The sequence below is a fragment of the Thermomonas paludicola genome (assembly GCF_024498955.1).
Lineage (GTDB): Bacteria > Pseudomonadota > Gammaproteobacteria > Xanthomonadales > Xanthomonadaceae > Thermomonas > Thermomonas paludicola.
Genome location: NZ_CP093311.1, coordinates 1,653,021 through 1,674,714 on the forward strand (window position 1 = coordinate 1,653,021; position 21,694 = coordinate 1,674,714).

Annotated in this window: 23 protein-coding genes; 17 read left to right on the forward strand and 6 right to left on the reverse strand. The window is 66.4% G+C overall.

Annotated features, from left to right (window positions below; all coding sequences use genetic code 11):
• Positions 1-2: 2 nt before the first annotated feature.
• The gene (gene deoC / locus LIW09_RS07690) at positions 3-740 is read right to left on the reverse strand and encodes a deoxyribose-phosphate aldolase (protein ID WP_256645064.1); all 738 of its coding nucleotides are present in this window, start codon (positions 738-740) and stop codon (positions 3-5) included.
• 296 nt (positions 741-1,036) lie between these two features.
• Here deoC and LIW09_RS07695 point away from each other — a divergent pair, with 296 nt between their 5' ends.
• Positions 1,037-1,204 (forward strand): hypothetical protein, encoded by a 168-nt coding sequence (locus LIW09_RS07695; RefSeq protein WP_256645065.1) that lies wholly within the window; start codon positions 1,037-1,039, stop codon positions 1,202-1,204.
• 150 nt (positions 1,205-1,354) lie between these two features.
• Here LIW09_RS07695 and LIW09_RS07700 read toward each other — a convergent pair whose 3' ends face one another.
• On the reverse strand, positions 1,355-2,212 hold the full coding sequence (locus LIW09_RS07700; RefSeq protein WP_256645066.1) for a PA4780 family RIO1-like protein kinase: 858 nt from the start codon (positions 2,210-2,212) through the stop codon (positions 1,355-1,357).
• Positions 2,213-2,332: 120 nt separating this feature from the next.
• On the opposite strand from LIW09_RS07700, the gene LIW09_RS07705 reads away from it, so the two are divergent.
• The gene (locus tag LIW09_RS07705) at positions 2,333-3,055 is read left to right on the forward strand and encodes an rRNA pseudouridine synthase (protein ID WP_256645067.1); all 723 of its coding nucleotides are present in this window, start codon (positions 2,333-2,335) and stop codon (positions 3,053-3,055) included.
• 30 nt (positions 3,056-3,085) lie between these two features.
• Here LIW09_RS07705 and LIW09_RS07710 read toward each other — a convergent pair whose 3' ends face one another.
• Positions 3,086-3,358, reverse strand: a complete 273-nt coding sequence (locus LIW09_RS07710) for a hypothetical protein (protein ID WP_256645068.1) — start codon at positions 3,356-3,358, stop codon at positions 3,086-3,088.
• A gap of 209 nt (positions 3,359-3,567) precedes the next feature.
• Here LIW09_RS07710 and LIW09_RS07715 point away from each other — a divergent pair, with 209 nt between their 5' ends.
• Genes LIW09_RS07715 through LIW09_RS07730 form a run of 4 tightly spaced genes read left to right on the forward strand, consistent with a single transcriptional unit; the run spans position 3,568 to position 5,060 of the window.
• Positions 3,568-4,230, forward strand: a complete 663-nt coding sequence (locus LIW09_RS07715; protein ID WP_256645069.1) for a class I SAM-dependent methyltransferase — start codon at positions 3,568-3,570, stop codon at positions 4,228-4,230.
• Positions 4,227-4,541, forward strand: a complete 315-nt coding sequence (locus LIW09_RS07720) for a YkgJ family cysteine cluster protein (protein WP_256645070.1) — start codon at positions 4,227-4,229, stop codon at positions 4,539-4,541. Before LIW09_RS07715 ends, LIW09_RS07720 begins: the two co-directional genes overlap by 4 nt.
• Before the next feature lie 14 nt (positions 4,542-4,555).
• Positions 4,556-4,831, forward strand: a complete 276-nt coding sequence (locus tag LIW09_RS07725) for a hypothetical protein (protein WP_256645071.1) — start codon at positions 4,556-4,558, stop codon at positions 4,829-4,831.
• Positions 4,832-4,847: 16 nt separating this feature from the next.
• A complete protein-coding gene (locus LIW09_RS07730; RefSeq protein WP_256645072.1) occupies positions 4,848-5,060 on the forward strand; it encodes a hypothetical protein in 213 nt (70 codons plus the stop codon).
• A 13-nt stretch (positions 5,061-5,073) separates the two neighbouring features.
• Here LIW09_RS07730 and LIW09_RS07735 read toward each other — a convergent pair whose 3' ends face one another.
• From LIW09_RS07735 to LIW09_RS07745, 3 genes are read right to left on the reverse strand one after another with little or no spacing between them, the layout of a single operon-like run.
• Positions 5,074-5,307: a DUF6587 family protein gene (locus tag LIW09_RS07735; protein ID WP_256645073.1), complete on the reverse strand. Its 234-nt coding sequence runs from the start codon at positions 5,305-5,307 to the stop codon at positions 5,074-5,076.
• Position 5,308: 1 nt separating this feature from the next.
• A complete protein-coding gene (feoB, locus tag LIW09_RS07740) occupies positions 5,309-7,162 on the reverse strand; it encodes a ferrous iron transporter B (protein WP_256645074.1) in 1,854 nt (617 codons plus the stop codon).
• Positions 7,159-7,407 (reverse strand): FeoA family protein, encoded by a 249-nt coding sequence (locus LIW09_RS07745; RefSeq protein WP_256645076.1) that lies wholly within the window; start codon positions 7,405-7,407, stop codon positions 7,159-7,161. Before LIW09_RS07745 ends, feoB begins: the two co-directional genes overlap by 4 nt.
• A gap of 104 nt (positions 7,408-7,511) precedes the next feature.
• Here LIW09_RS07745 and LIW09_RS07750 point away from each other — a divergent pair, with 104 nt between their 5' ends.
• The 11 genes from LIW09_RS07750 to LIW09_RS07800 all read left to right on the forward strand — a co-directional run bounded on the left by LIW09_RS07750 (position 7,512) and on the right by LIW09_RS07800 (position 21,678).
• Positions 7,512-8,297, forward strand: coding sequence for an enoyl-CoA hydratase-related protein (locus LIW09_RS07750; RefSeq protein ID WP_256645077.1), 786 nt, complete (start codon positions 7,512-7,514; stop codon positions 8,295-8,297).
• Positions 8,297-10,291 carry an acetyl/propionyl/methylcrotonyl-CoA carboxylase subunit alpha gene (locus tag LIW09_RS07755; protein ID WP_256645078.1) on the forward strand — a complete coding sequence of 665 codons (1,995 nt, stop codon included), beginning with the start codon at positions 8,297-8,299 and terminating at the stop codon, positions 10,289-10,291. Before LIW09_RS07750 ends, LIW09_RS07755 begins: the two co-directional genes overlap by 1 nt.
• A 2-nt stretch (positions 10,292-10,293) precedes the next feature.
• Entirely contained in the window at positions 10,294-11,190 is an 897-nt protein-coding gene (locus LIW09_RS07760; RefSeq protein ID WP_256645079.1) for a hydroxymethylglutaryl-CoA lyase, read from the forward strand.
• Positions 11,187-13,748: a sensor domain-containing protein gene (locus LIW09_RS07765; protein WP_256645080.1), complete on the forward strand. Its 2,562-nt coding sequence runs from the start codon at positions 11,187-11,189 to the stop codon at positions 13,746-13,748. Before LIW09_RS07760 ends, LIW09_RS07765 begins: the two co-directional genes overlap by 4 nt.
• 8 nt (positions 13,749-13,756) lie before the next feature.
• Positions 13,757-14,254, forward strand: a complete 498-nt coding sequence (locus tag LIW09_RS07770; RefSeq protein WP_256645081.1) for a GNAT family N-acetyltransferase — start codon at positions 13,757-13,759, stop codon at positions 14,252-14,254.
• A 168-nt stretch (positions 14,255-14,422) separates the two neighbouring features.
• Positions 14,423-15,193 carry an SDR family NAD(P)-dependent oxidoreductase gene (locus LIW09_RS07775; RefSeq protein ID WP_256645082.1) on the forward strand — a complete coding sequence of 257 codons (771 nt, stop codon included), beginning with the start codon at positions 14,423-14,425 and terminating at the stop codon, positions 15,191-15,193.
• Positions 15,190-15,489, forward strand: a complete 300-nt coding sequence (locus LIW09_RS07780) for a hypothetical protein (protein WP_256645083.1) — start codon at positions 15,190-15,192, stop codon at positions 15,487-15,489. The genes LIW09_RS07775 and LIW09_RS07780 overlap by 4 nt, the downstream gene beginning before the upstream one ends.
• Positions 15,486-16,052 (forward strand): elongation factor P-like protein YeiP, encoded by a 567-nt coding sequence (yeiP, locus tag LIW09_RS07785; RefSeq protein ID WP_256645084.1) that lies wholly within the window; start codon positions 15,486-15,488, stop codon positions 16,050-16,052. The genes LIW09_RS07780 and yeiP overlap by 4 nt, the downstream gene beginning before the upstream one ends.
• 174 nt (positions 16,053-16,226) lie before the next feature.
• A complete protein-coding gene (locus LIW09_RS07790) occupies positions 16,227-18,005 on the forward strand; it encodes a site-specific DNA-methyltransferase (protein ID WP_256645085.1) in 1,779 nt (592 codons plus the stop codon).
• Positions 18,002-19,060 carry a virulence RhuM family protein gene (locus LIW09_RS07795; protein ID WP_256645086.1) on the forward strand — a complete coding sequence of 353 codons (1,059 nt, stop codon included), beginning with the start codon at positions 18,002-18,004 and terminating at the stop codon, positions 19,058-19,060. The genes LIW09_RS07790 and LIW09_RS07795 overlap by 4 nt, the downstream gene beginning before the upstream one ends.
• Positions 19,057-21,678: a DEAD/DEAH box helicase gene (locus tag LIW09_RS07800; RefSeq protein ID WP_256645087.1), complete on the forward strand. Its 2,622-nt coding sequence runs from the start codon at positions 19,057-19,059 to the stop codon at positions 21,676-21,678. The genes LIW09_RS07795 and LIW09_RS07800 overlap by 4 nt, the downstream gene beginning before the upstream one ends.
• Positions 21,679-21,694: the final 16 nt, after the last annotated feature.

Sequence of the window (21,694 nt, forward strand, 5' to 3'; positions counted from 1 at the left end):
GCTCAACGCTCCGATTCAGCGAGGATGGCGTCGAACAGCGTGCTGGCACCGATGCGGAAATGCGCGGGCGTCGCCCACGCCGCACCCAGCCGCCCATCGACCAAGGCCAGGTATTCGTGCGCATCGGCCAGTGTGCGGATGCCGCCGGCAGCCTTGAAGCCGCAGGTACCGCCGCGCTCGGCAATCGCATCCAGCATGATCGCCGCAGCCGCCAGCGTGGCATTGACCGGCACCTTGCCGGTGGATGTCTTCAGAAAGTCCACGCCGACATCCAACCCGATGTCACTGGCCTGGCGGATCAAGTCCGGCCGCGCCAGCTCACCGGTTTCCAGGATCAGCTTCATTGCGATATCAGGCCCGCACGCCGCGCGGCAAGCGTCCACGCCAGCCCGCGCACTCGCGGCATCGCCGGCCTTGAGCGCCCGCCACGCCAGAACCATGTCGATTTCGTCGGCCCCGGCGGCAATCGCACGCTGGGTTTCCCGCGCGACGCGCCGGGAATCAGCGCCGCCGTCGGGAAAATTCACCACGGTCGCCACCTTGACCGACGTTCCTGCCAGCGCTTCCCGTGCCGTGGTGACGTGCTCGGGGTACACGCACACCGCTGCAGGGACGCCATGCGGGGTGCGCGCGGCCGCGCACAGCGCGCGAATTCGTGCGGCCGTATCGCCCTCGCCCAGACTGGTCAAATCCAGCAAGCCGAGCAAGCGGATGGCAAGCGTGTGATTGGATGCAGGCATGGGCATGGCCGTTCAGGGTTACGGCAGCCTAAAGGCGGGCTGCCGGCCATGCCTTGACCTGAGGCAAACCGGAGGGAACTTCGGCAGCGCGCCGCCGGCACATGGACAGGCGCACTGCCCGCCCCTGTGGCCGACACCTGATTTTTAATTTTCGATGACGTAAACGTGTTTTGGCTGCTTTTATCCATTATTTTTGCAGAATTTCCATTTTTCGCATAAAATAGCCACGCACTTCCGCAACGCAAAGGAGACGCATGGCCCGCAAGCCTACGAAGCCCGCCGTTGACGCTCGATCCATGAGCCAACAATCCATCGCCGATGACATCGCCCAGTTCCGCAAACGCGGGGGCCGCATCGAAGTCCTGGGCAATACGCCACTGCGCAGCAAACCTGCAACGGCCTTCCACTCGCGCCCGGACCAGCGCAAGCCGCCCGCATTGATCAAAAGCGTCACGTCCCGCTGATCCGGCCTGTCACGCGGCGCAGGCGCAAGCCCTGTATCCGCGTGACATGGCGGATGGAATCGGCGATCAAGCGCTGCCTCGGCCCCTTTCCCGGACGCCGGGCGCAAGGATTTTCGGACCAGCTCCCGAATGGAGCTGATCAGGCCCTGCCTAATCCTCTCCGGCTGCCGCTTCGCGGCCTTGTTGCCGGATCAGCGCCTCTTCGCGCGCATCGTTGATGGCGTCGCGCACGCTATCCAGATCAGGCGCGGATGCATCATGGATGAACACGCCGGTGAGCTCGCTGTCCGGACGCAGCTCGCCCGCCTCGAACAGCGCCCACATTTCCTCGCCGTACCAGGTCTCCAGCAACTCCGGCGCCCAGGCGCCCAGGCAGGCGGTGAGGTTGTTGACGTCGCGCAGCAGCATGGCGCGCGCGGCGTTGTTGCCGGCGGCGCTGACCACCTGCGGAAAATCGATCACCACCGGCCCATCCGGCGCCACCAGGACGTTGTAGGCCGACAGATCACCATGGATCAGGCCAACGCACAGCATCTTCACCACCTGCCGCATCAGGAAGCGGTGGAAGCCGCAGGCCTGGTCGTGCGACAGCTCCACTTCGCCCAGCCGCGGCGCGGAATGGCCGTCGGCATCCACCACCAGTTCCATCACCAGCACGCCGTGGAAATACCCGTAAGGCTCCGGCACGCGCACGCCGGCATCGCGCAGCTGGTACAACGCGTCAACCTCGGTGTTCTTCCACGCGATTTCCTGCTGCTTGCGCCCGTATTTGCTGGCTTTCCCGATCGCCCGCGCCTCGCGACTGCCGCGCACCTTGCGCCCCTCCTGGTACTGCACGCGCTGCTGGAAACTGCGCTGCGCCATGTCCTTGTACACCTTGGCGCAGCGAATCTCATTGCCTGCGCGCACCACGTACACGGCGGCCTCCTTGCCACTTTTCAGCGGCCGCATGACCGCATCGATGACGCCGTCATCGATGAGTGCTTGCAAGCCTGCGGGGGTTTTCATGGCATCTCGTGTCGAAAAAGTGCGGCATGCGGATCGAACGCATGGCCACGGGACGGAATCCGGGGCGGCTAGAGTGCCTGATCGCTACACTGCGTGTCCTGAAATCCCCGGCGTTTATTCATGTCCGATCCGATCCGACTGGCAAAACGCGTCACCGAGCTGGCCCGATGCTCGCGCATCGAAGCCGAGCAATACGTGGAAGGCGGCTGGGTGACCGTCAATGGACAGGTGGTGGAAGAGCCGCAGTGCATGGTCTCGGATGAAGCCATCGAGATCGACGCCAATGCGCGGCTGCAAGCCACCGAGCCTGCCACCATCCTGCTGCACAAGCCGGCCGGTTTCGATGCCATCAGCGGCAGCAACCCTGCCGCCGCGCTGGTGTCGCCGGAATCACGCTGGGCCGACGACCCCAGTGGCATGCGCCTGCTGCAGCGGCATTTCCATCGACTAACGCCGCTGGTGCCGCTGGACAAGGACGCCAGCGGGCTGATGGTGCTGACCCAGGATGGGCGGGTATGGCGTCGCCTGACCGAAGATGGCGACGAGATCGAACAGGAGTTCGTGGTCGAGGTGTCCGGCGAGATCGCAGCCTGGGGCCTGCGTCGGCTCAATCATGGCCTGAACTACAACGGCCGCGCCCTGCCACCGTGCAAGGTCAGTTGGCAAAACGAGATTCGCCTGCGCTTTGCAATCAAGGGCGTGCAAGGCGGGCAATTGCGGCATGTGTGCGCGCAAGTCGGGCTGGAGGTGGTGGCCATTCGCCGTCTCCGCATCGGCAAGATCCCGCTGGCAAAAATGCCGGTAGGCGCATGGCGCTACCTGCCGGTGGGCGAGCGCTTCTGATCCGGCCTGCAACGCCCGCCCGCCGTCCTGTCAGAGGTGAAGCGGGGTGAGCGATGCATGCAGATGCGACGCCTCCAGCATGCTGCGCAACCTGGACTCCACCGCGCGCAGGTTGCCCAATTGCAGGGGCGCATACAGCGTGTAAATCGGCCGGTCACGCTGGCGCTCCATGGGGTCCTTGCGACTGACGCCGATATCCATCGTGCCGCTGGCTTGCGCCCACAACGCGCGCAATGCACGCGGCCCGATGCTTTCGTCCTTGCCCAGCGTGAAATTGAACAACGCGACCTGGTGATTGGACATGCAAACACTCCATGCGGCACCCGAGTATGCGCGCTTGCCTGCGTTGCAACGCGCCGGTGCGTTCATGGCAGGGTCCGTTGCATTGGCGTAGGATGGTCGCAGGCCATCGCGCCACGCGCGTCCCGCCGACACTCCCTGCGTCGCGCGCTTCGCTCCCATCCACGCGTCCCATCTCGCGCCTGCGGGGTGACGCCCCTTCGGGAGCCCCCATGCCGGGATACGACGTTCGCACCATTCGCCATGCGGTAGACGGCCACGGCTACCACCTGCGCGTCCTGAGCGATCGCCAGCAGTTTTCGGATCCTGACGGCTACTGCGAACGGATGGGGATTTCATCGGCCCAGTGGAGCCTGTTCGGGCAACTGTGGCCGGCCGGCCAGCTGCTGGCGCAGGCGATGGCGCGGTTTGATTCGGCTGGCAAGCGCATCCTGGAACTGGGTTGCGGCATCGGCCTTGCCAGCCTGGTCCTGCAGCGGCGCGGCGCCGACATCGTGGCATCGGACCTGCATCCGCTGGCCGAACCCTTCCTGGCCTACAACGCAGCGCTCAATGCGCTGCCCGCGCTGCATTACCGGCACATGCGCTGGGACGTGCCGCTGCCGACGCTGGGCCAGTTCGACGTCATCATCGCCAGCGACGTGCTCTACGAACGCGGCCATGCCGAACTGCTGGATTGCGTGGTGATGCGCCACGCGTGCGTCGCCGCCGAAGTGGTGGTCACCGACCCGGGGCGCGGCAACAGCGGGCGCTTCATCGGCCTGATGGCGAAACAGGGGTTCGGCGTCATCGAGCAACGTTGTCCGATGAACGACACGGACGTGGCGCCGTACCGGGGCCGCCTGCTGCACTTCCGGCGCGGGCTCAGCGCATGAGCACCGCATCGGCCGACAAGCCCGACTGCGCCCATTGCGATGCCGTCTGCTGCCGCCTGACCGTGGTATTGATGCCGGAGGACGATGTGCCCTTCCGCCACACCACCGTGACCGAGCACGGCGTCACCGTGATGGCGCGCGACGAAGATGGCTGGTGCGTGGCGATCGACCAGGCCCGCATGTGCTGTTCCATCTACGAGCAACGGCCACAGATCTGCCGCAAGTTCGCCATGGCCGGCCCGTATTGCCTCGAAGTGCGCGCCGACTATCAAGACCGCACCTCACGCGGCATTCCGCTCACGCTTTACTGACCCCAGGAGGCTCCATGCCGCGCCCCAAGAAGCCCGCCCCCACCGACGTGCAAGCCACGCCTCCCGCATCCAAGACCAGCCATCTGTTCCAGACGCGCAAGCCAGCGGAGCGGGGCGGCGTGCTCACGCATGAGCGCATCGCCGAACACATGGATGCCTTCCGCAAGTCGGGCGGTACCATTGAAGTGCTGGGCACCACTCGCGCGTTGTTACGCATCGGTCAGGACACGGAGGCAGCGCCTCCGACTGCCCCGACTGCCACGCCGGCCCCGCGCAAATCCACCCGTTGATTCAAGGAGCCATCCGTTGCAAAAACCCAACTACGCGTTCGAAAAACGCCAGCGCGAGCTGGCCAAGAAGAAAAAGCAGGACGAGAAGGACGCCCGCAAGCGCGATGTGCGCGAGGCAAGCGAATCTTCTCCCACGCCCCCCGAAAACGTGCTGCCGCCCGCGCCCGCCGCCGAGCCCGCCCCGGCGCCGGCCGGCCCGCGTGTGCATCGACGCACGCCTGCCGGTTGAGGAACCCTGCGCTTCAACCGCAGCCGTTGCAGCCGCCGCAATCCTTGCCGCCGCCCTGCCCTGGCGGCGCGATTCGCCTTGCCAACGCACGCACCCAGCGCGGGCTGCCTTCGCGCATCAACGGCAAGGCAATGGCGATGCGCAAGCGCCGGGAGGCATCGGGAAACTGCTTGTGCATCACCACGCCAGCACTGACCACGACGGCCAGCGCCACGACGAGGTACTGCAGCAGCAGGCCCGCATCCATCTCAGCCGGCGCCCAGCAGCAATGCGATCTGGTAGGTCAGCAGCGACGCCAGATAAGCCAGCGCGAACAGATAGCCGGCGGCAAAGGCCGTCTGCTTCCACGAATGGGTTTCGCGGCGGATGGTGGCCAAGGTGGAAATGCACTGCGGTGCATAAATGAACCACACCAGCAGCGACAGCGCGGTGGCCAACGACCACTGCTGCTGGATGATGGGCGACAGTGCCTGCACTGCCGCATCGTCGCCGGTGGCCGACAGCGCATACACCGTGGCCAGCGACGACACCACCACCTCGCGCGCGGCCATGCCGGGAATCAGCGCGATGCAGATCTGCCAGTTGAAGCCGATCGGCGCGAACACCACGGTCATCCACTCGCCGATGCGGCCGGCGAAGCTGTAGTTGACCGCCGCCGCGGTGGCGCCTTCCGGCGCGGCGGGGAAGCTGAGCAGGAACCACAGCAGGATGGTCAGCGCGAGGATGATCCCGCCGACCCGCTTGAGGAAGATCATCGCGCGTTCCCACAGACCGATGCCCACGTCGCGCAGGTGCGGGATGCGGTAGGACGGCAACTCCAGCAGCAACGGATGCTCGCTCTTGTCGCGCCGCCACAGCTTCATCGTCCACGCCACCGCCAGCGCGCTGACGATGCCCGCCGCATACAAGCCAAACAACACCAATCCCTGCTGGTTGAACCAGCCGACTTCGCGCTTCGGGACAAACGCCCCGATCAGCAACGTATAAACCGGCAACCGGGCCGAACAGGTCATCAGCGGCGCCACCAGGATGGTGGCAAGGCGATCGCGCGGATCCTGGATCGAACGCGTGGACATGATCCCCGGCACCGCGCACGCAAAGCTGGACAGCAGCGGGATGAAGCTGCGCCCCGACAGGCCGGCGGCGGCCATGACCCGGTCGAGCAGGAAGGCGGCGCGCGGCAGGTAGCCGGATTCCTCCAGCGCCAGGATGAAGGCGAACAGCACCAGGATCTGCGGCAGGAAGACGATGACGCCACCGATGCCGGCGATGATGCCGTCCACCAGCAGGCTGCGCAGCGGGCCCTCCGGCAACACCGAGGCCACCAGCCCGGAAAACCAGGTGGTGGCGGCCTCGATCCCATCCATCATCGGCGTGGCCCAGGCATAGACGGCCTGGAAGATCAGGAACATCACCACGGCCAGCGCCAGCAGGCCAATCACCGGATGCAGCAGCCAGCGGTCCAGCACGTCGTCGATCTCGGCGGTGCGCCGCGGCATCCCGACCGCCAGCGTCAGCAGCCGCCGCACTTCCTCGTGCAGCGCCTCGTCGGCCATCGGCGCATGCGTGTCCGGTGGCGTCGCATGCAGCGTTTCCAGCCGATCCAGCAGCGCGCGCGCTCCACCACGCTGCACCGCCACGGTTTCCACCACCGGCACGCCCAGTTCGCGCTGCAGCACGTCCACATCGATGGCGATGCCGCGCCGACGCGCCGTATCCATCATGTTCAAGGCCACCAGCATCGGCCGCCCCAACGCGCGCAGCTCCAGCGCGAAGCGCAGATGCAGGCGCAGGTTGGTGGCATCGATCACGCAAATCAGCAAATCCGGCGCGGCTTCGCCCGGATAAAACCCGCGGATCAGGTCACGGGTCACCGCCTCGTCCAGGCTCGCGGCATTCAGGCTGTAGGCGCCCGGCAGGTCCAGCACCGAATAGCTGCGCCCCGATGGCGCCAGCAACCGACCCTCTTTGCGCTCGACGGTCACGCCGGCATAGTTGGCCACTTTCTGGCGGCTGCCGGTCAGCAGGTTGAACAGCGCCGTCTTGCCGCAGTTCGGATTGCCGACCAGGGCGATGCGCTGGAACACCGCCGCCCCGCTCATGCCCCCGTCCCGTTCACGCGCAGACGCACCCGCGCCGCTTCGGCGCGACGCAGGGCGAAGCGGGTGAAACCCACCTGCACCAACAGCGGCTCGGCGCCCAGCGGCCCGGCGGCGACCACTTCAACGCTCTCCCCGGCCACGAAGCCCAACTCACGCAGGCGACGCGCCACCGGGTCGTTGGGCGCACGATCTTCCACGGAGTCCACGATGGCCGGTCTGCGCCTGGAGAGTTCGGTCAATCGCATCGAGGCCGCACCACGGTGAACAAATAGGAATTGTTCTCAATTTTAGCACTGCTGCCTGCCGGTATGATGTGGGGATTGCCTCCGGGGAGCCGATGGATTCGCGCATGAGCCAAGCCCTGCAACTGCACCGCGCCGGCCCCGTTGCCCGCTTGCGGATGACCCGCGCACAGGTGCACAACGCCTTCGACGCCGGCCTGATCGCCGACATCACCCATGCGCTGGACGTGGTCGCCGCCGACGCCACCCTTCGCGTGCTGGTACTGGAAGCCGAAGGCGCCTCGTTCTCGGCGGGCGCCGACCTGAACTGGATGCGCGGCATGGCCGCGGCCGGCGAAGCGGAGAACCGCGAGGACAGCCTCGCCCTCGCCCGGCTGATGCGCACGCTGGACGAACTGCCCAAACCCACCATTGCGCGCGTGCAGGGCGCGGCCTTCGGCGGCGGCGTCGGCCTGGTCGCTTGCTGCGACATCGCCATCGGCGTGCCGGAGGCGAAATTCGGCCTGACCGAAAGCAGGCTGGGCCTGTTGCCGGCGGTGATCTCGCCGTATGTCATTCAGGCGATCGGCGCGCGCCAGGCACGCCGGTATTTCGCCAGCGCGGAAATGTTTGATGCCGCCGAGGCCCTGCGCATCGGCCTGCTCCACCAGGTGGTGGACGGTGACGCGCTGGAGGCGGCAGTGGACCGGCAAATCGGTTTGCTGCTGAAGGCCGGCCCGCTTGCCGCCGCCGGCGCCAAGCAACTGGTGCGCGACGTTTGCGCGCACACCGACGGCGCACGCCACGATGCCGACAATGCCGCCTTGATCGCCCGCTTGCGGGTGTCCGCGGAAGGTCAGGAAGGGCTGTCTGCCTTCCTCGACAAGCGCAAGCCGAATTGGATGACCCCCTGATGTTGCACACCATTTTGATCGCCAACCGTGGCGAGATCGCCTGTCGCGTGATTCGCACCGCACGCAAGCTCGGCATCCGCACCGTGGCCGTGTTTTCCGAGGCCGATGCCGACGCCCAGCACGTGCGGCTGGCCGACGAGGCGCACTGCATCGGCGGGCCGCGCCCGCAGGACAGCTACCTGCGCGGCGACGCCATCCTCGACGTGGCGCTGAACACCGGCGCCCAGGCGATCCATCCGGGCTACGGTTTCCTCAGTGAAAACGCCGACTTTGCCGACGCGGTGAAAGCGGCCGGCATCGCCTTCATCGGCCCCTCTGGCGCGTCGATGCGCAAGATGGGCAGCAAGGCCGGGGCCAAGGACTTGATGGCTGCCGCCAACGTGCCGGTGGTTCCCGGCTACACCGGTGCAGACCAGTCGCCGGACGTGCTGCAGCGCGAAGGCGACCGCATCGGCTACCCGCTGATGATCAAGGCCGCGCACGGTGGCGGCGGCAAGGGCATGCGCATCGTGCGCAGCAGCGAAGAATTCGCCGGCAACCTGCAAAGCTGCCAGCGCGAAGCCGCCAGCGCCTTCGGCCGCGACCGCGTGCTGCTGGAGCGCTACATCGAGCATCCGCGGCATATCGAAATCCAGATTTTCGGCGACACCCATGGCAACGCGATCCACCTGGGCGAGCGCGAATGTTCGGCGCAGCGGCGCTATCAAAAAGTGCTGGAGGAATCGCCCTCGGCGTTCCTCACGCCAGAACTGCGCGCGGCGATGGGCGCGGCGGCGGTGCAGGCGGCGCACGCCATCGACTACGCCAACGCCGGCACGGTGGAGTTCATCGTCGCGCCGTCGGGCGAGTTCTTCTTCATGGAGATCAATACCCGCCTGCAGGTGGAACATCCGGTGACCGAAAAGGTGACCGGCCTCGACCTGGTCGAATGGCAGCTGCGCATCGCCGCCGGCGAGCCCCTGCCGCTGGCACAGGACGCCATCGCCCAACGCGGCCACGCGATCGAAGTGCGGCTGTACGCGGAAGACCCGGACGCCGGCTTCCTGCCGGGCTCCGGCACCTTGCACACCCTGCACCTGCCGCGGCCATCGCAGCATGTGCGAATCGACTCCGGCGTGATCGAGGGCGACACCGTCACCATTTTCTACGACCCCATGATCGCCAAGCTGATCGTCTGGGACGACGATCGCCCGCGCGCGCTGGCGCGGTTGCGTGAAGCGCTGGCGCAGTGCCGGATCAGCGGACCGAAGTCGAATATCGCGTTCCTCGAGCGACTGGTGCGACACCCGGCCATTGTCGATGCCAGCATCGATACCGGCTATCTGGACCGCCACCTGGACGAATTCCTGGCGCCGGCGGCCGTTGACGCGACGCTGCTGCTGGCCGCCGCGACGGCGTATCTGCTGACGCAGGAATCGGACGCGATGGCAGCGTCCGCCGGCTCCAGCGACCCCGGCTCGCCCTGGGCCAACACCGACGGCTGGCGACTGGGCCACGGCGGCGCAAGGCGACTGGCGTTCGCCCACGGCGGCCAGCGGATCGAGCTGCGCGCGCGCGGTCACGCCGGCAGCTACCATATCGAACTCGCCGACGGCAGCCACCAGGTCGACGGCGCGCGCCTCAGCGATGGTGAACTGAGCCTGCGCATCGACGGCGCGATGCTGCGCTTGCGGGCGAACTGCGACGCCCGGGATGTACTGGTGCATGACGGCCGCCAGCGCCTGCATGTGCAGGCGGAAGCGCTGTACCACCACGAGAGCGGCGCAGACGCCGCCGCCGAACACAGGATCCGCGCGCCGATGCCCGGGCGCGTGGTGCTGGTGCAGGCGAAGGCTGGCGACGCGGTGAACGCCGGCGACGTGGTGCTGGTGCTGGAGGCGATGAAAATGGAACTCGCGCTGAAAGCCCCGCGCGATGGCGTGGTGGCGGAATTGCGGGCACAGGCCGGTGATTTCGTCGAAGCCGATGCCGTGCTGGCCACGCTGGAGCAATGAGCATGTCTCTTCCCGCAGAGGTCCGGATCGTGGAAGTCGGCCCGCGCGATGGCCTGCAGAACGAGAAAATCGATATCGGCACCGCCAACAAGATCGACCTGATCGACCGGCTTGCGCAGGCGGGCCTGCGCAGCATCGAGGCCACGGCGTTCGTCAGCCCGAAATGGGTGCCGCAGATGGCCGATGCCAGCGCCGTGCTGGCCGGCATCGCCCGCCGGCCCGGGGTGTCATATCCGGTCCTGGTGCCGAACGAGCAAGGGTATGAGCGCGCCCGCGCCGCCGGCGCAGACGAGATCGCGGTCTTCACCGCCGCATCCGAAGCATTCAGCCTGAAGAACACCAACGCCAGCATCGAACAGTCGCTTGACCGCTTCCGGCCCGTGCTGGACCGGGCCAGGCACGATGGCGTCAAGGTGCGCGGCTACGTGTCCACCGTGCTGGGCTGCCCCTATCAGGGCGACGTCCCGCTGGCCGATGTGGTGCGGGTGGCGCGCGCGCTGCACGCCATGGGCTGCTACGAAGTGTCGCTCGGCGACACCATCGGCATCGGCACCCCGGTCAAGGCACGGCGGATGCTCAAGGCCGTGGCCGCCGACGTGCCGATGCAGGCGCTGGCGGTGCATTTCCACGACACCTACGGCCAGGCGCTGGCCAACGTATTGGCCTGCCTGGAAGAAGGCGTGGCGGTGGTGGACAGTGCCGTGTCGGGCGCCGGCGGCTGCCCGTATGCGAAAGGCGCCAGCGGCAACGTGGCCAGCGAGGACGTGGTGTACATGCTGCACGGCATGGGCATCCGCACCGGCATCCAGCTCGATCTGCTGGTCGAGACCGGCCGCTGGCTGGCCGGATTGCTGGGCCGCGAGACCGACAGCCGCGTTGGCCGGGCATTGGCAAAATGAAGCAGCCTGCGGCTACGGACAAGCACCTGCCGACGCCGCTGGCGCAGCTTGACCATGCGCTGGAAGCCCTGCAGCACGCCCGGCAGACGCCCGACTTCCCGCTGAATTGCGACGCCGTGCTGGACAATCTGCAACACGCACTGGTGCGCGCACGCGGCGCACTGGCCACCGGCCTGGAAAATTACCGGGCGCTGTTTGACGCGGTGCCGGATCCGGTGAGCATCATCAGCCGCGAAGGCGTGGTGCTGGATCTCAATCGCGCCAGCATCCGCGCCTACGACCGCGCGCGCGAGGCCATCGTCGGCCAGCACCTGCGCGTGTTGAACCCGGACTTGCCGAAGGATTTCCTGGCCCCGGTACTGGACATCATCGACCGTGGCGAAACCCACGTGGCGCAATCCACGAACATCCGCGCCGACGGCAGCCGCTTCCCGGTGGAAGTGCATTCGGCGCGGCTGCGGCTTGCCGACCAGGACACCATCGTGGCGGTGGCGCGCGACCTCAGCGCACGCCAGGAAGCCGAGGCGCGCTACTGGAGCCTGGCGGAAAGCATCGACCAGGCCATCACCCTGCACGAGGCCAACGGCCACAGCGACTTCATGAACGCGGCGGCAGCGCGCATTTTCGGCCAGCAAGCCGATGGCGCACCACAGGCCAATCCGGATTGGAGCGACTGGATGCTCGTGGACGAGCAGGGGCGGCCGCTGCCGCCCGAGGCGCATCCGGCGCAGCGCGCCCTGCGTGAAGGGCACACGATTTCCAGCGAAGTGATCGGCCTGTTCCACCGCAAGACCAAGCGATTGGTGTGGCTGTCGGTAACCGCGATCCCGCAGTTTTCCCCGGGCTCCACCCGCGCCGGGCACGCGCTTGCGATCAGCAGCGACATCACCGGCCTGCAGCGTGACAAGACCCTGTTCCGCCGCGTGCAGGAATTGGCGCAAATCGGCGGCTGGCAATGGGATCGCGGCAGCGGCGAGCTGTACCTGAGCAGCGAGGCCATCCACATCCTCGGCGCGGCCACCCCGCCGCGCACGATGGATGCAGTCCTGGCCTGCCTGATCGAGGACGATCGCCAGCAACTGCGGCACACGCTTCGCACGATTTCCGACGGCACCGGCTTCGACCTCGAGCTGCAGGGGCAGCAGATGGATGGCACCCCGTTCTGGGCGCGCATGATCGGCGAACCCGATCCGCACGACCCTGGTCACACCCGCTTCAGCGGCACCCTGCAGGACATCACCGAGCGCAAACGCGCCGAAGAAGACCTGCGCCTGCAAGCACAGACCGATGCGCTGACCGGGCTGCTGAACCGCGACGCCATCCTTGCCCACATCGCGGTTCGGCTGGACGCTGCCGCAGGCCCGAACCTGGCCGTGCTGTACATCGACCTGGATCGCTTCAAGATCGTCAACGATGTCCTGGGCCACGATGCCGGCGATCACCTGCTGGTGGAAGCGGCCCACCGCATCCGCCAGTCGGTGGCGGGCGAAGGCCTGATTGCCCGCTTCGGCGGCGACGAATTCCTGGTGATCTGCCAGATCGCCGATGATGAATCCCGTTCCGAACGCCTGGCGCTGCAAATCCAGAAGTCGTTCAACACCCCGTTCCGGCTGGGCAAAGACGAATTCAAGGTCACCACCAGCATCGGCATTGCCCGCGCACCCAGCGATGGCGACACGCCCAGGCAGCTGATCCAGAGCGCCGACGTGGCGATGTACGACAGCAAGCGCCGACACCGCAACGGCTATCAGGCATTTTCGGCCAGCCTGGCCAGCCGCCAGCAGGAGCGCCTGCAGGTGGAAACCCAATTGCGGCGGGCGCTGGACAATGGCGAGTTCCACCTCGTCTATCAACCGCAGGTGGATTTGCGCACCGGCCGCTTCCTGTCCGCAGAGGCGCTGTTGCGCTGGAACAATCCGGTGCTCGGCGCCATGCCGCCGGATCGATTCATCAGCGTGGCCGAGACCACCGGCGAGATCGTCCGCATCGACCACTGGGTGCTGCAGGAAGCCTGCGCGCAGATGCGCCGCTGGCAGGAGCAAGGGCTGCCGATCCAGCACGTGGCGGTGAACATCTCCTACCACCAGTTTGCAGGCGAAGACCTGGCGCGCAGTATCGAACGCTCGCTGCAACAAGCCGGGCTTCCAGGCCATGCGCTGGAGCTGGAGATGACCGAACGCGTGCTGATCGAGGACTCCAGCGACACCCTGCGCACGCTTGCCGAGCTTCGTGCGCTTGGCGTGCAATTGTCGATCGACGATTTCGGCGAAGGCTACAGCGCGCTCCACTATCTGCGCCGCCTGCCCATCCATACGCTCAAACTGAGCCATGGCTTCCTGAAGGGCGTGCCCGGCAATCCCTCCGACGTGGCGATCTGCCAGGCGGTTGCAGGCATCGCCAGCAGCCTGAAGCTCGGCATCGTTGCCGAAGGTGTCGAAACCGAGTTGCAGCGCGATTTCCTGCTGCGCCTGGGGGTCACCGTCGGGCAGGGGTTCCTGTTCTCGCCCGGCGTGCTGCCAGGCGAATTCGCCCGCCGCATGCTCGCCCAGCAGGATTGATCCACGCCATGCCGAACCGCCACGCAATCCGCCCGATCCACCCCGACGACGATGCGGCCATGGCCGCTGTCATTCGCACGGTCATGCCGGAATTCGGCGCCACCGGCAGCGGATTCGCCATTGCCGATCCCGAAGTGGACTGGATGAGCCGCGCCTACGCGGAGCCGCGCCACGCCTATTTCGTGCTGGAGCGCGACGGCCGCGTACTCGGCGGCGCCGGGGTGGCACCGCTGGCCGGTGGTGACGCGGGCACCTGCGAACTGCGCAAGATGTATTTCCTGCCCGAAGCGCGTGGCAGCGGCGCTGGCGCAGCGATGATGACGCGCTGCCTGGAGGCCGCCCGCAGTGCCGGCTTCACCCACTGCTATCTGGAAACACTGACCGGCATGGATGCCGCCATGCGCCTGTACGAACGCAGCGGCTTTCGCCGCATCGACCGCCCGATGGGCGCCACCGGACACGGCGGCTGCAACCGGTTCTACCTGCTCGATCTCGCTTCGCCGTAGTCCGCGCCGGGCCTGCCGTCGGGGGCTGCTCGCGGCTCAATGCGAACGTCCTGTTCGATATCGCCGACGTGCGCCATCCATGGCGCACTCTACGCAGCCCCCGACGGCAGGCCCGGCGCTCCTCGCTGTTTCGGTAAAATCGCCGTTTTCCCGCCCGCAGGAATCCCCATGCAGCTTGCATCCACCCGCGCCGTCATCACCGGCGGCGTTTCCGGCCTCGGCTTCGCCGTCGCCCAGCACCTCGTCGCCCACGGTGGCAAGGTCGCCCTGTTCGACGTCAACGAAGACAAGGGCGCCGCCGCCGTGGCCGAGCTGGGCGACGCCAACGCCCGCTTCTTCAAGACCGATGTCAGCAACGAGGAGCAGGTGGCCGCCAACGTGGCCGCCGCCAGGGACTTCCTCGGCGGGCTGAACGCCACCATCAACTGCGCCGGCATCCTGGGCGCGGGCCGCATGCTGGGCAGGAACGGGCCGATGCCGCTGGCACAGTTCCAGACCACGGTGATGGTCAACCTGGTCGGCAGCTTCAACGTCGCCAAGGCCTGCGCCGAGCTGATGCAGCACAACGAGGCCGGCATCGACGGCGAGCGCGGCGTGATCGTCAACACCGCTTCGGTGGCCGCCTACGAAGGCCAGATCGGCCAGGCCGCCTACTCGGCGTCGAAGGGCGGCGTGGTCGGCATGACCCTGCCGATGGCGCGCGAACTGGCGCGTTTCGGCATCCGCGTGATGACCGTGGCGCCGGGCGTGTTCTGGACACCGATGGTGGACGGCATGCCGGACGACGTGCAGGCCGCGCTGGCCGCGTCGATCCCGTTCCCCTCGCGCCTGGGCCAGCCACAGGAGTACGCCGACCTGGTGGCCTACATCCTCACCAACCCCTACCTCAATGGCGAAACCATCCGCCTGGATGGCGCCACCCGGCTCGCGCCGAAGTGACCGGCAACGGCTCGCGCGCGGAGCGCTGGGTCGCCACCCGCTGGCCGGCCATCCGCGCACGCGGCCGTTGGCGTTTCGTACTGGTGCGCGGCGTGGCAATCTGGGGCGGCGTCATGTTCGCGGCGATGGCCGCGCTGATGGCATACCGCTTCGGCATTCATCATCCGCGCCTGCCGCTGCTTGTGGGCATCGCCCTCCCCCTGTGCGCCATTGGCGGGCTGGCGTGGGGACTGCTGACCTGGTTCCTCAACGAGCGCATCCATCATGCGCTCACTACCTCAAAAGACATCCCATGAAGGCTTGTGACATCAAGAAAGGCAACGTCGTCGAGTTCAACAACGGCGTGTACCAGATCCGCGACATCGAACGCAGCTCGCCGCAGGGTCGCGGCGGCAACGTGCGCTTCCGCTTCGTGATGTATTCGATCCCCGGCGGCATCAAGCTGGACTCCAGCTTCGACGGCGACGACGAACTGCGCGAGGTGGACATGAGCCGGCGCCAGGTCACCTACTCGTACAAGGATGGCGATGCCTTCGTGTTCCTCGACGACGAGGACTACACCCCTTACATGCTGGACGCCGACGTCATCGGCGAGGCCGCCGGTTATATCGTCGATGAACTCACCGGCATCTACGTGCAGTTGATCGAAGACGCCCCGGTGGCGATCCAGCTGCCGCAGTCGGTGGCGATGGAAGTCATCGAAACCCCGCCGGAACTGAAGGGCGGCACCGCCACCAAGCGGCCGAAGCCGGCCAAGCTGAGCACCGGCATCGAAATCATGGTGCCGGAATACATCGGCACTGGCGAGAAAGTGTGGGTCAACACCACCACCGGCGAGTTCGGCGGGCGCGCGGACTAAAGTGGATGCCCGCCATCCCTGCGCGGGCGGGGATGGCATCCGGCGCCTCCGGCACGCACGCCCAGCGCGACATTCCCGCATGGATGGGCGGCAGCGAACAAGCCCGTTCGCAGCCGCTGCGACGGCCCGCCCGCAAACTGCCCCACTTCACCACGCCGCAAGGACCGCCCCGCAATGCCCAGCCTGAACTGGATCGGCAAAGACGCCGTCGTCAAACACCACAAGGACGTGCCGTTCCGCCTGCTGGAACCGGTGCAGTCGCTGTCGTGCGCGGGGGATACCGACAACGCCGCCGACAGTGGCAACCTGATCGTGCAGGGCGACAACCTGCTGGCGCTGAAGGCGCTGCTGCCGCGCTACGCCGGACAGGTGAAGTGCATCTACATCGACCCGCCCTATAACACCGGCAACGAGGGCTGGGTTTACAACGACAACGTCAACAGCGCGGAGATCAAGCGCTGGCTGGGCGAGGTGGTGGGCAAGGAAGGCGAGACGCTGGACCGGCACGATCGCTGGCTGTGCATGATGTATCCGCGGTTGATGCTGTTGAAGCAGTTTTTGCGGGAAGACGGCGTCATCTTCGTTTCGATTGATGACAACGAACAGCATCACCTTCGTTCGTTGCTAGATGAGATATTTGGCCGAAAGAACTTGCTAGCTCAGTTCGTTTGGAATACCGAAGGACACACGGACAATCAGTTTTTGGTCAAAGTTAATCACGAGTATGTGGTCGCTTACGCCCGGGACATTCGTTCCGTAGAAGTAGGCAATGTGATTGACCCCAACACCCGCCAAGAGAGCAATCTATGGGCTGGGTTTGCAGAGAATTCCATCACGAAAAATGGGCCTGGAAATCCACCGAGTGAAATTCTTCTCCCGGCGGGATTCCCAGTGGATTCAGAGAGCCTGAGCATAGGCGCGAGCGAGATTCCTCATGGGCTCATCGAAGCAATGATTGAGGAAAGGCTTTCGAGCAACCCACTGAAGCGACGTTTCGGCAACATCCAATTCCCACTTCGACTTGATCCCATGGAAGCCTCGGGAGGAAAGTTGACCAAGCCTTGTCGTGTTTTTTCCGGTTGGGCAAACAGGAAGAAGCTACAGCAGTTTGTCGATGGCGGGTGCACTCCACTTAGCGATGACGGCCTACTGTCCTTCTACCTTTCATCTTCGGGAGTGATCTATTACCGACGTGAGCATGAGGAAGGCCCTCGAAGCATCGTTTCGGTGCTCCGAAATTTCAGCACGACCGAGAAAATGCGTAGTGAGCTTGAGGGCATGGGTATTAGCTTCAAATATCCAAAGCCCAAAGAGCTCATCGCTTACTTGATCGCTATAGGCGCGGACAGCGGGGACATCATCCTCGACAGCTTCGCCGGCTCCGGCACCACCGCCCACGCCGTGCTGAAACAGAACGCCGAAGACGGCGGCAACCGCCGCTTCATCCTCGTCGAAATGGACGACGGCATCGCCCGCAACGTCACCGCCGAACGCGTCAAGCGCGTGGCCCGCGGCTACACCAACGCCAAGGGCGACGCCGTGCCCGGCCTGGGCGGCGGCTTCCAGTTCTGCAAGCTGGGCAAACCCCTGTTCGACGCGCGCGGCCATATCAGCAATGAAGTGCGTTTCGCCGAACTGGCGCGCTTCGTCTGGTTCATCGAAACCGGCATGGGCCTGCCGGCCAGCCGCGCCAGCCACAAGGCCGCCGACACCGCCAGCCCGCTGCTGGGTGTGCACGAGGGCCGCGCCGTGTACCTGCTCTACAACGGCATCCTGAAAGACCGCAGCATCGACGGCGGCAACGTCCTCACCACCCCGCTGCTGGACCTGCTGCCCGCCCACGACGGCCCGCGCGTGGTCTATGGCGCCCGCTGCGCCATCGGCGCCGACCGCCTGCGCGCGCTGGGCATCACCTTCAAGCAACTGCCCTATCACCTGCGGGTGGCGCCGTGAGCCCGCAGGATGACAGCCCCGCTCCGCAGTCGGAACTGCTGCTGTACCGCGACGCCAACGCGCACACCCGGATCGAGGTGCGGCTGGAAGGCGACAACGTGTGGCTGGCGCAGCGGCAGATCGCCGAGCTGTATCAGGTGTCCGTCCCCACGGTCAACGAACACCTGGCCAACGCCTTCGACGAGGGAGAACTCGAACCTGAACGAACCATTCGGAAATTCCGAATTGTTCAAGCCGAAGGCCCGCGCGAGGTGCGCCGGCTGGTGGACCACTACAACCTGGCCGCCATCCTGGCCGTGGGCTACCGGGTGCGCTCCGCGCGTGGCACCCAGTTCCGCCAGTGGGCCAGCCAACGGCTGTCCGAATATCTGGTCAAGGGCTTCGCCATGGATGACGAACGCCTCAAGCGCGGCCCGGACGATGGCTACTTCGAAGAACTGCTGGCGCGCATCCGCGACATCCGCAGCTCGGAGCGGATGTTCTGGCGCAAGGTGCTGGACATCTACGCCACCAGTATTGACTACGACGCATCGGCGGACGCCAGCCAGCGCTTCTTCCAGACCGTGCAGAACAAGATGCACTGGGCCGCGCACGGCCACACCGCCGCCGAGGTGGTGCTGGCGCGTGCCGATGCGCGCCAGCCCAACATGGGCATGACCAGCACCAGTGCCGGCCAACCGCGCCGGCAGGATGCGCCAATCGCCAAGAATTACCTGCAGGAAGCCGAACTCGATGCGCTGAACCGCATCGTCACCGCCTATCTGGAATTCGCGGAATTGCAGGCCCTGAACCGCCAGCCGATGACGATGGCGGACTGGATCGCCAAGCTCGACGATTTCCTGCGTCTGAGCGGGCGCGACCTGTTGACGCATGCCGGACGTGTGCGCCACGACGATGCCCTGCGCCACGCGCAGCAGCAATACGATGCCTGGCGAAAGCAGCAGTCGGCCCTGCCGCAGGCGGTGGATCGCGATTTCGACAATGCGGCTCATGCCTTGCAACCCGTGGCCCGAAAGCGCGGCAACACCCGCACCCCCAAGGACAACGACGCATGAGCCTGAAGGTCTACCAGTCCGACGTGCTGGACCGCTACGAAACCTTCCTGCGCGCCTGGCGCACGCAGGCGCAGGTGCGTCCGGGCGAGCGCGTGGCCAGCCGGCTGGCGTTCGAAGAGTGCACGCAGCAGAACTTCGGCTTCCGCATTCCCTATCACGCGCCGCCGGCCTTCGACGCCAGCGACACCCCGGTGGTCTGCCTGCGGGTGCCCACCGGCGGCGGCAAGACCCTGATCGGCGGCCATGCCATCGCCCGGGTCAAGCGCAGCCTTGCGCCCGTGGAACACAGCCTGACCCTGTGGCTGGTGCCCACCGACGCCATCCGCAGCCAGACCCTGCGGGCCTTGCGCACGCCGGGCGCGCTGCTGCACGACGAGCTGCGCACGCTGTTCGGCGACGTGGCGGTGCTGGACATCGACGAAGCGCTGTCGGTGTCGCCGGCGGTGCTGGACAGCCACGACACCATCATCGTCACCACCATGCAGGCCTTCAAGCAGGCCGAAACCGACCGTCTGGCGGTGTATCGCGCCAATGGCGCGCTGATGGAACATTTCCGCGGCATTGACGGCAGCGGCTGGTCACTGGCCGAGGCACTGGCACTGCGTCGTCCGTTCATCGTGGTGGACGAGGCGCACAACCAGGGCAGCGCGCTGGCCTTCGACACCCTGGCCCGGCTGGCACCCTGCGCGGTGCTGGAACTGACCGCCACCCCCGACCGCATGCATCAGCCGTCCAACGTGTTGGTGTCGATTTCCGCATCCACCCTGCAAAGCGAGGACATGATCAAGCTGCCGGTGGACATGGCGGTGCACCCGGACTGGCGGATCGCGCTGCGTGAGGCCATCGCCAAACTCGATGCGCTGCAAGCCGCCGCCGATGCCGAACGCAGCGCCACCGGCGAGCTGCTGCGCCCGATCATGCTGCTGCAGGCCGAGCGCCAGCAGAAGGACAACCCGGACGCGATGACCATCGACCGCGTGCGTGCGGCATTGATCGAGCAGTTCGACGTGCCCGCCGCGCAGATCGCGCGTTCCGCCACCGGTATCGATGAGCTCAGCGACGCCGACCCGGCCACGCTGCGCTTCGTCATCACCGCCGACAAGCTGCGCGAAGGCTGGGACTGGCCGGCGGCCTATGTATTGATGAGCTTTCGCGGCAGCAGCACGCAAATGGCGCTGGAGCAGATCCTGGGCCGCGTGCTGCGGATGCCGCAGGTCACGCGCAAGCAGCAGGAGGCTCTGAATTGCGCGTATGCGTTCGCGGTGTCGAACAACCTTGCCGAGGTGGCCGCCACCCTGCGCGACGGGCTGGTGCAGGCGGGCTTCGAACGCCAGGACGCCAAGGATCTGGTGCGCGGCATGGCGTTGAGCAACGGCAACGACGATCTGCTGCGCGCGCAGGCCAGCGTCAGCGTGCCGCTGCCGGCGCAGGACGGCTGTCTGGTGCTGCCGGATTTCTCGCAGCTGCCCGAAGCCACCCGCAAACGCATCGAAACCAAGCTGGAGCTGTCCCCGGAAACCGGCAGCCTCACGCTGCGCGGCGAATGGAGTGCCAAGGAACAAAAGGCGCTGAAGGAGGCATTCCGTGAACCCGCCGCCGTTGCCGCGCTGGAACAGGCCTTCACCCACCTGCAATCCCCTGCCGCTGCGCCACCGAAGACACCTTCCGAACTGGGCCAGACGTTCGAAGTGCCGCTGCTGGCGTGGTCGCAAGGCGACTTGCTCTGCGATCTTGGCAATGCCCCCGCGCTGGAAGGCACGCTGGCGCTGGCCGACGTCGATTTTGCGCTGGACAACGCAGCGTTCCCGCGCGAGCCCGAAACCCTGCAGCGCGCACGCCTGCGGCTGGGCGATGCGGAAAAACTCAAGCTGGACCCGCTGGAACAGCTCGACGTGCAGCTGGGCTTGTTCGGCGTGCGCGATACCGCCAGCCTTGAAGACCTGCAGTGGACGCTGGAACAGCGCTTGGCCACGCCAGACCTGGACCCGGAAGACCTGGCCGCCTGGCTGTCCGGCGTGCTGCGCCACCTGCTGGAAGTGCGTGGCTTCAGCTGCAGCGAACTGGTGTATCAGCGGGTGAAGCTGAGCGACGTGCTGGCCCAACGCATCGCCCACGCCCGACGCCACGGCCAGCACCAGCGCTTCCTCGACCTGCTGGGCGATGAGGGCAGGATGAGCGCCGATGCCCGCCTGCAGTGCGTGTTCAAATCCGGCCGCTACGCCTGGGACTGGCAATACAACGGCTTCGTCACCCTGCCCAAGCACTTCTTCCCGCAAATCGGCAACCTGCAATCGCAGGGTGAAGAATTCGAATGCGCCGACTTCATCGCCAACCGGCTGGACGGCGTGCGCGACTGGGTACGCAACATCGAGCGCAAACCCGGTGCGTTCTCGCTGCCGACGTCCCACCAGCGCTTCTACCCGGACTTCCTGGTACGGATGACCGATGGCCGCATGCTGGTCGTCGAGTACAAGGGCGCGCACCTGTATGACAACCCGGAGCAGGTGGAAAAACGCCGCATCGGCCAGCTCTGGGAACGCCGCGCGGGCGAACGCTTCCGCTTCGTCATGCCCAAGCGCAAGGACTGGGGCATGATCCGCGCGGCGCTGGGGGCATAAGGCGTGAGCTGGCAAG

What these genes read in the sequence shown, in the direction of transcription:
- deoC (WP_256645064.1), bottom strand. Translation starts at nt 740, where the DNA reads ATGCCTGCATCCAATCACACGCTTGCCATCCGCTTGCTCGGCTTGCTG.
- LIW09_RS07695 (WP_256645065.1), top strand. Translation starts at nt 1,037, where the DNA reads ATGAGCCAACAATCCATCGCCGATGACATCGCCCAGTTCCGCAAACGC.
- LIW09_RS07700 (WP_256645066.1), bottom strand. Translation starts at nt 2,212, where the DNA reads ATGAAAACCCCCGCAGGCTTGCAAGCACTCATCGATGACGGCGTCATC.
- LIW09_RS07705 (WP_256645067.1), top strand. Translation starts at nt 2,333, where the DNA reads ATGTCCGATCCGATCCGACTGGCAAAACGCGTCACCGAGCTGGCCCGA.
- LIW09_RS07710 (WP_256645068.1), bottom strand. Translation starts at nt 3,358, where the DNA reads ATGTCCAATCACCAGGTCGCGTTGTTCAATTTCACGCTGGGCAAGGAC.
- LIW09_RS07715 (WP_256645069.1), top strand. Translation starts at nt 3,568, where the DNA reads ATGCCGGGATACGACGTTCGCACCATTCGCCATGCGGTAGACGGCCAC.
- LIW09_RS07720 (WP_256645070.1), top strand. Translation starts at nt 4,227, where the DNA reads ATGAGCACCGCATCGGCCGACAAGCCCGACTGCGCCCATTGCGATGCC.
- LIW09_RS07725 (WP_256645071.1), top strand. Translation starts at nt 4,556, where the DNA reads ATGCCGCGCCCCAAGAAGCCCGCCCCCACCGACGTGCAAGCCACGCCT.
- LIW09_RS07735 (WP_256645073.1), bottom strand. Translation starts at nt 5,307, where the DNA reads ATGGATGCGGGCCTGCTGCTGCAGTACCTCGTCGTGGCGCTGGCCGTC.
- feoB (WP_256645074.1), bottom strand. Translation starts at nt 7,162, where the DNA reads ATGAGCGGGGCGGCGGTGTTCCAGCGCATCGCCCTGGTCGGCAATCCG.
- LIW09_RS07745 (WP_256645076.1), bottom strand. Translation starts at nt 7,407, where the DNA reads ATGCGATTGACCGAACTCTCCAGGCGCAGACCGGCCATCGTGGACTCC.
- LIW09_RS07750 (WP_256645077.1), top strand. Translation starts at nt 7,512, where the DNA reads ATGAGCCAAGCCCTGCAACTGCACCGCGCCGGCCCCGTTGCCCGCTTG.
- LIW09_RS07755 (WP_256645078.1), top strand. Translation starts at nt 8,297, where the DNA reads ATGTTGCACACCATTTTGATCGCCAACCGTGGCGAGATCGCCTGTCGC.
- LIW09_RS07760 (WP_256645079.1), top strand. Translation starts at nt 10,294, where the DNA reads ATGTCTCTTCCCGCAGAGGTCCGGATCGTGGAAGTCGGCCCGCGCGAT.
- LIW09_RS07765 (WP_256645080.1), top strand. Translation starts at nt 11,187, where the DNA reads ATGAAGCAGCCTGCGGCTACGGACAAGCACCTGCCGACGCCGCTGGCG.
- LIW09_RS07770 (WP_256645081.1), top strand. Translation starts at nt 13,757, where the DNA reads ATGCCGAACCGCCACGCAATCCGCCCGATCCACCCCGACGACGATGCG.
- LIW09_RS07775 (WP_256645082.1), top strand. Translation starts at nt 14,423, where the DNA reads ATGCAGCTTGCATCCACCCGCGCCGTCATCACCGGCGGCGTTTCCGGC.
- yeiP (WP_256645084.1), top strand. Translation starts at nt 15,486, where the DNA reads ATGAAGGCTTGTGACATCAAGAAAGGCAACGTCGTCGAGTTCAACAAC.
- LIW09_RS07790 (WP_256645085.1), top strand. Translation starts at nt 16,227, where the DNA reads ATGCCCAGCCTGAACTGGATCGGCAAAGACGCCGTCGTCAAACACCAC.
- LIW09_RS07800 (WP_256645087.1), top strand. Translation starts at nt 19,057, where the DNA reads ATGAGCCTGAAGGTCTACCAGTCCGACGTGCTGGACCGCTACGAAACC.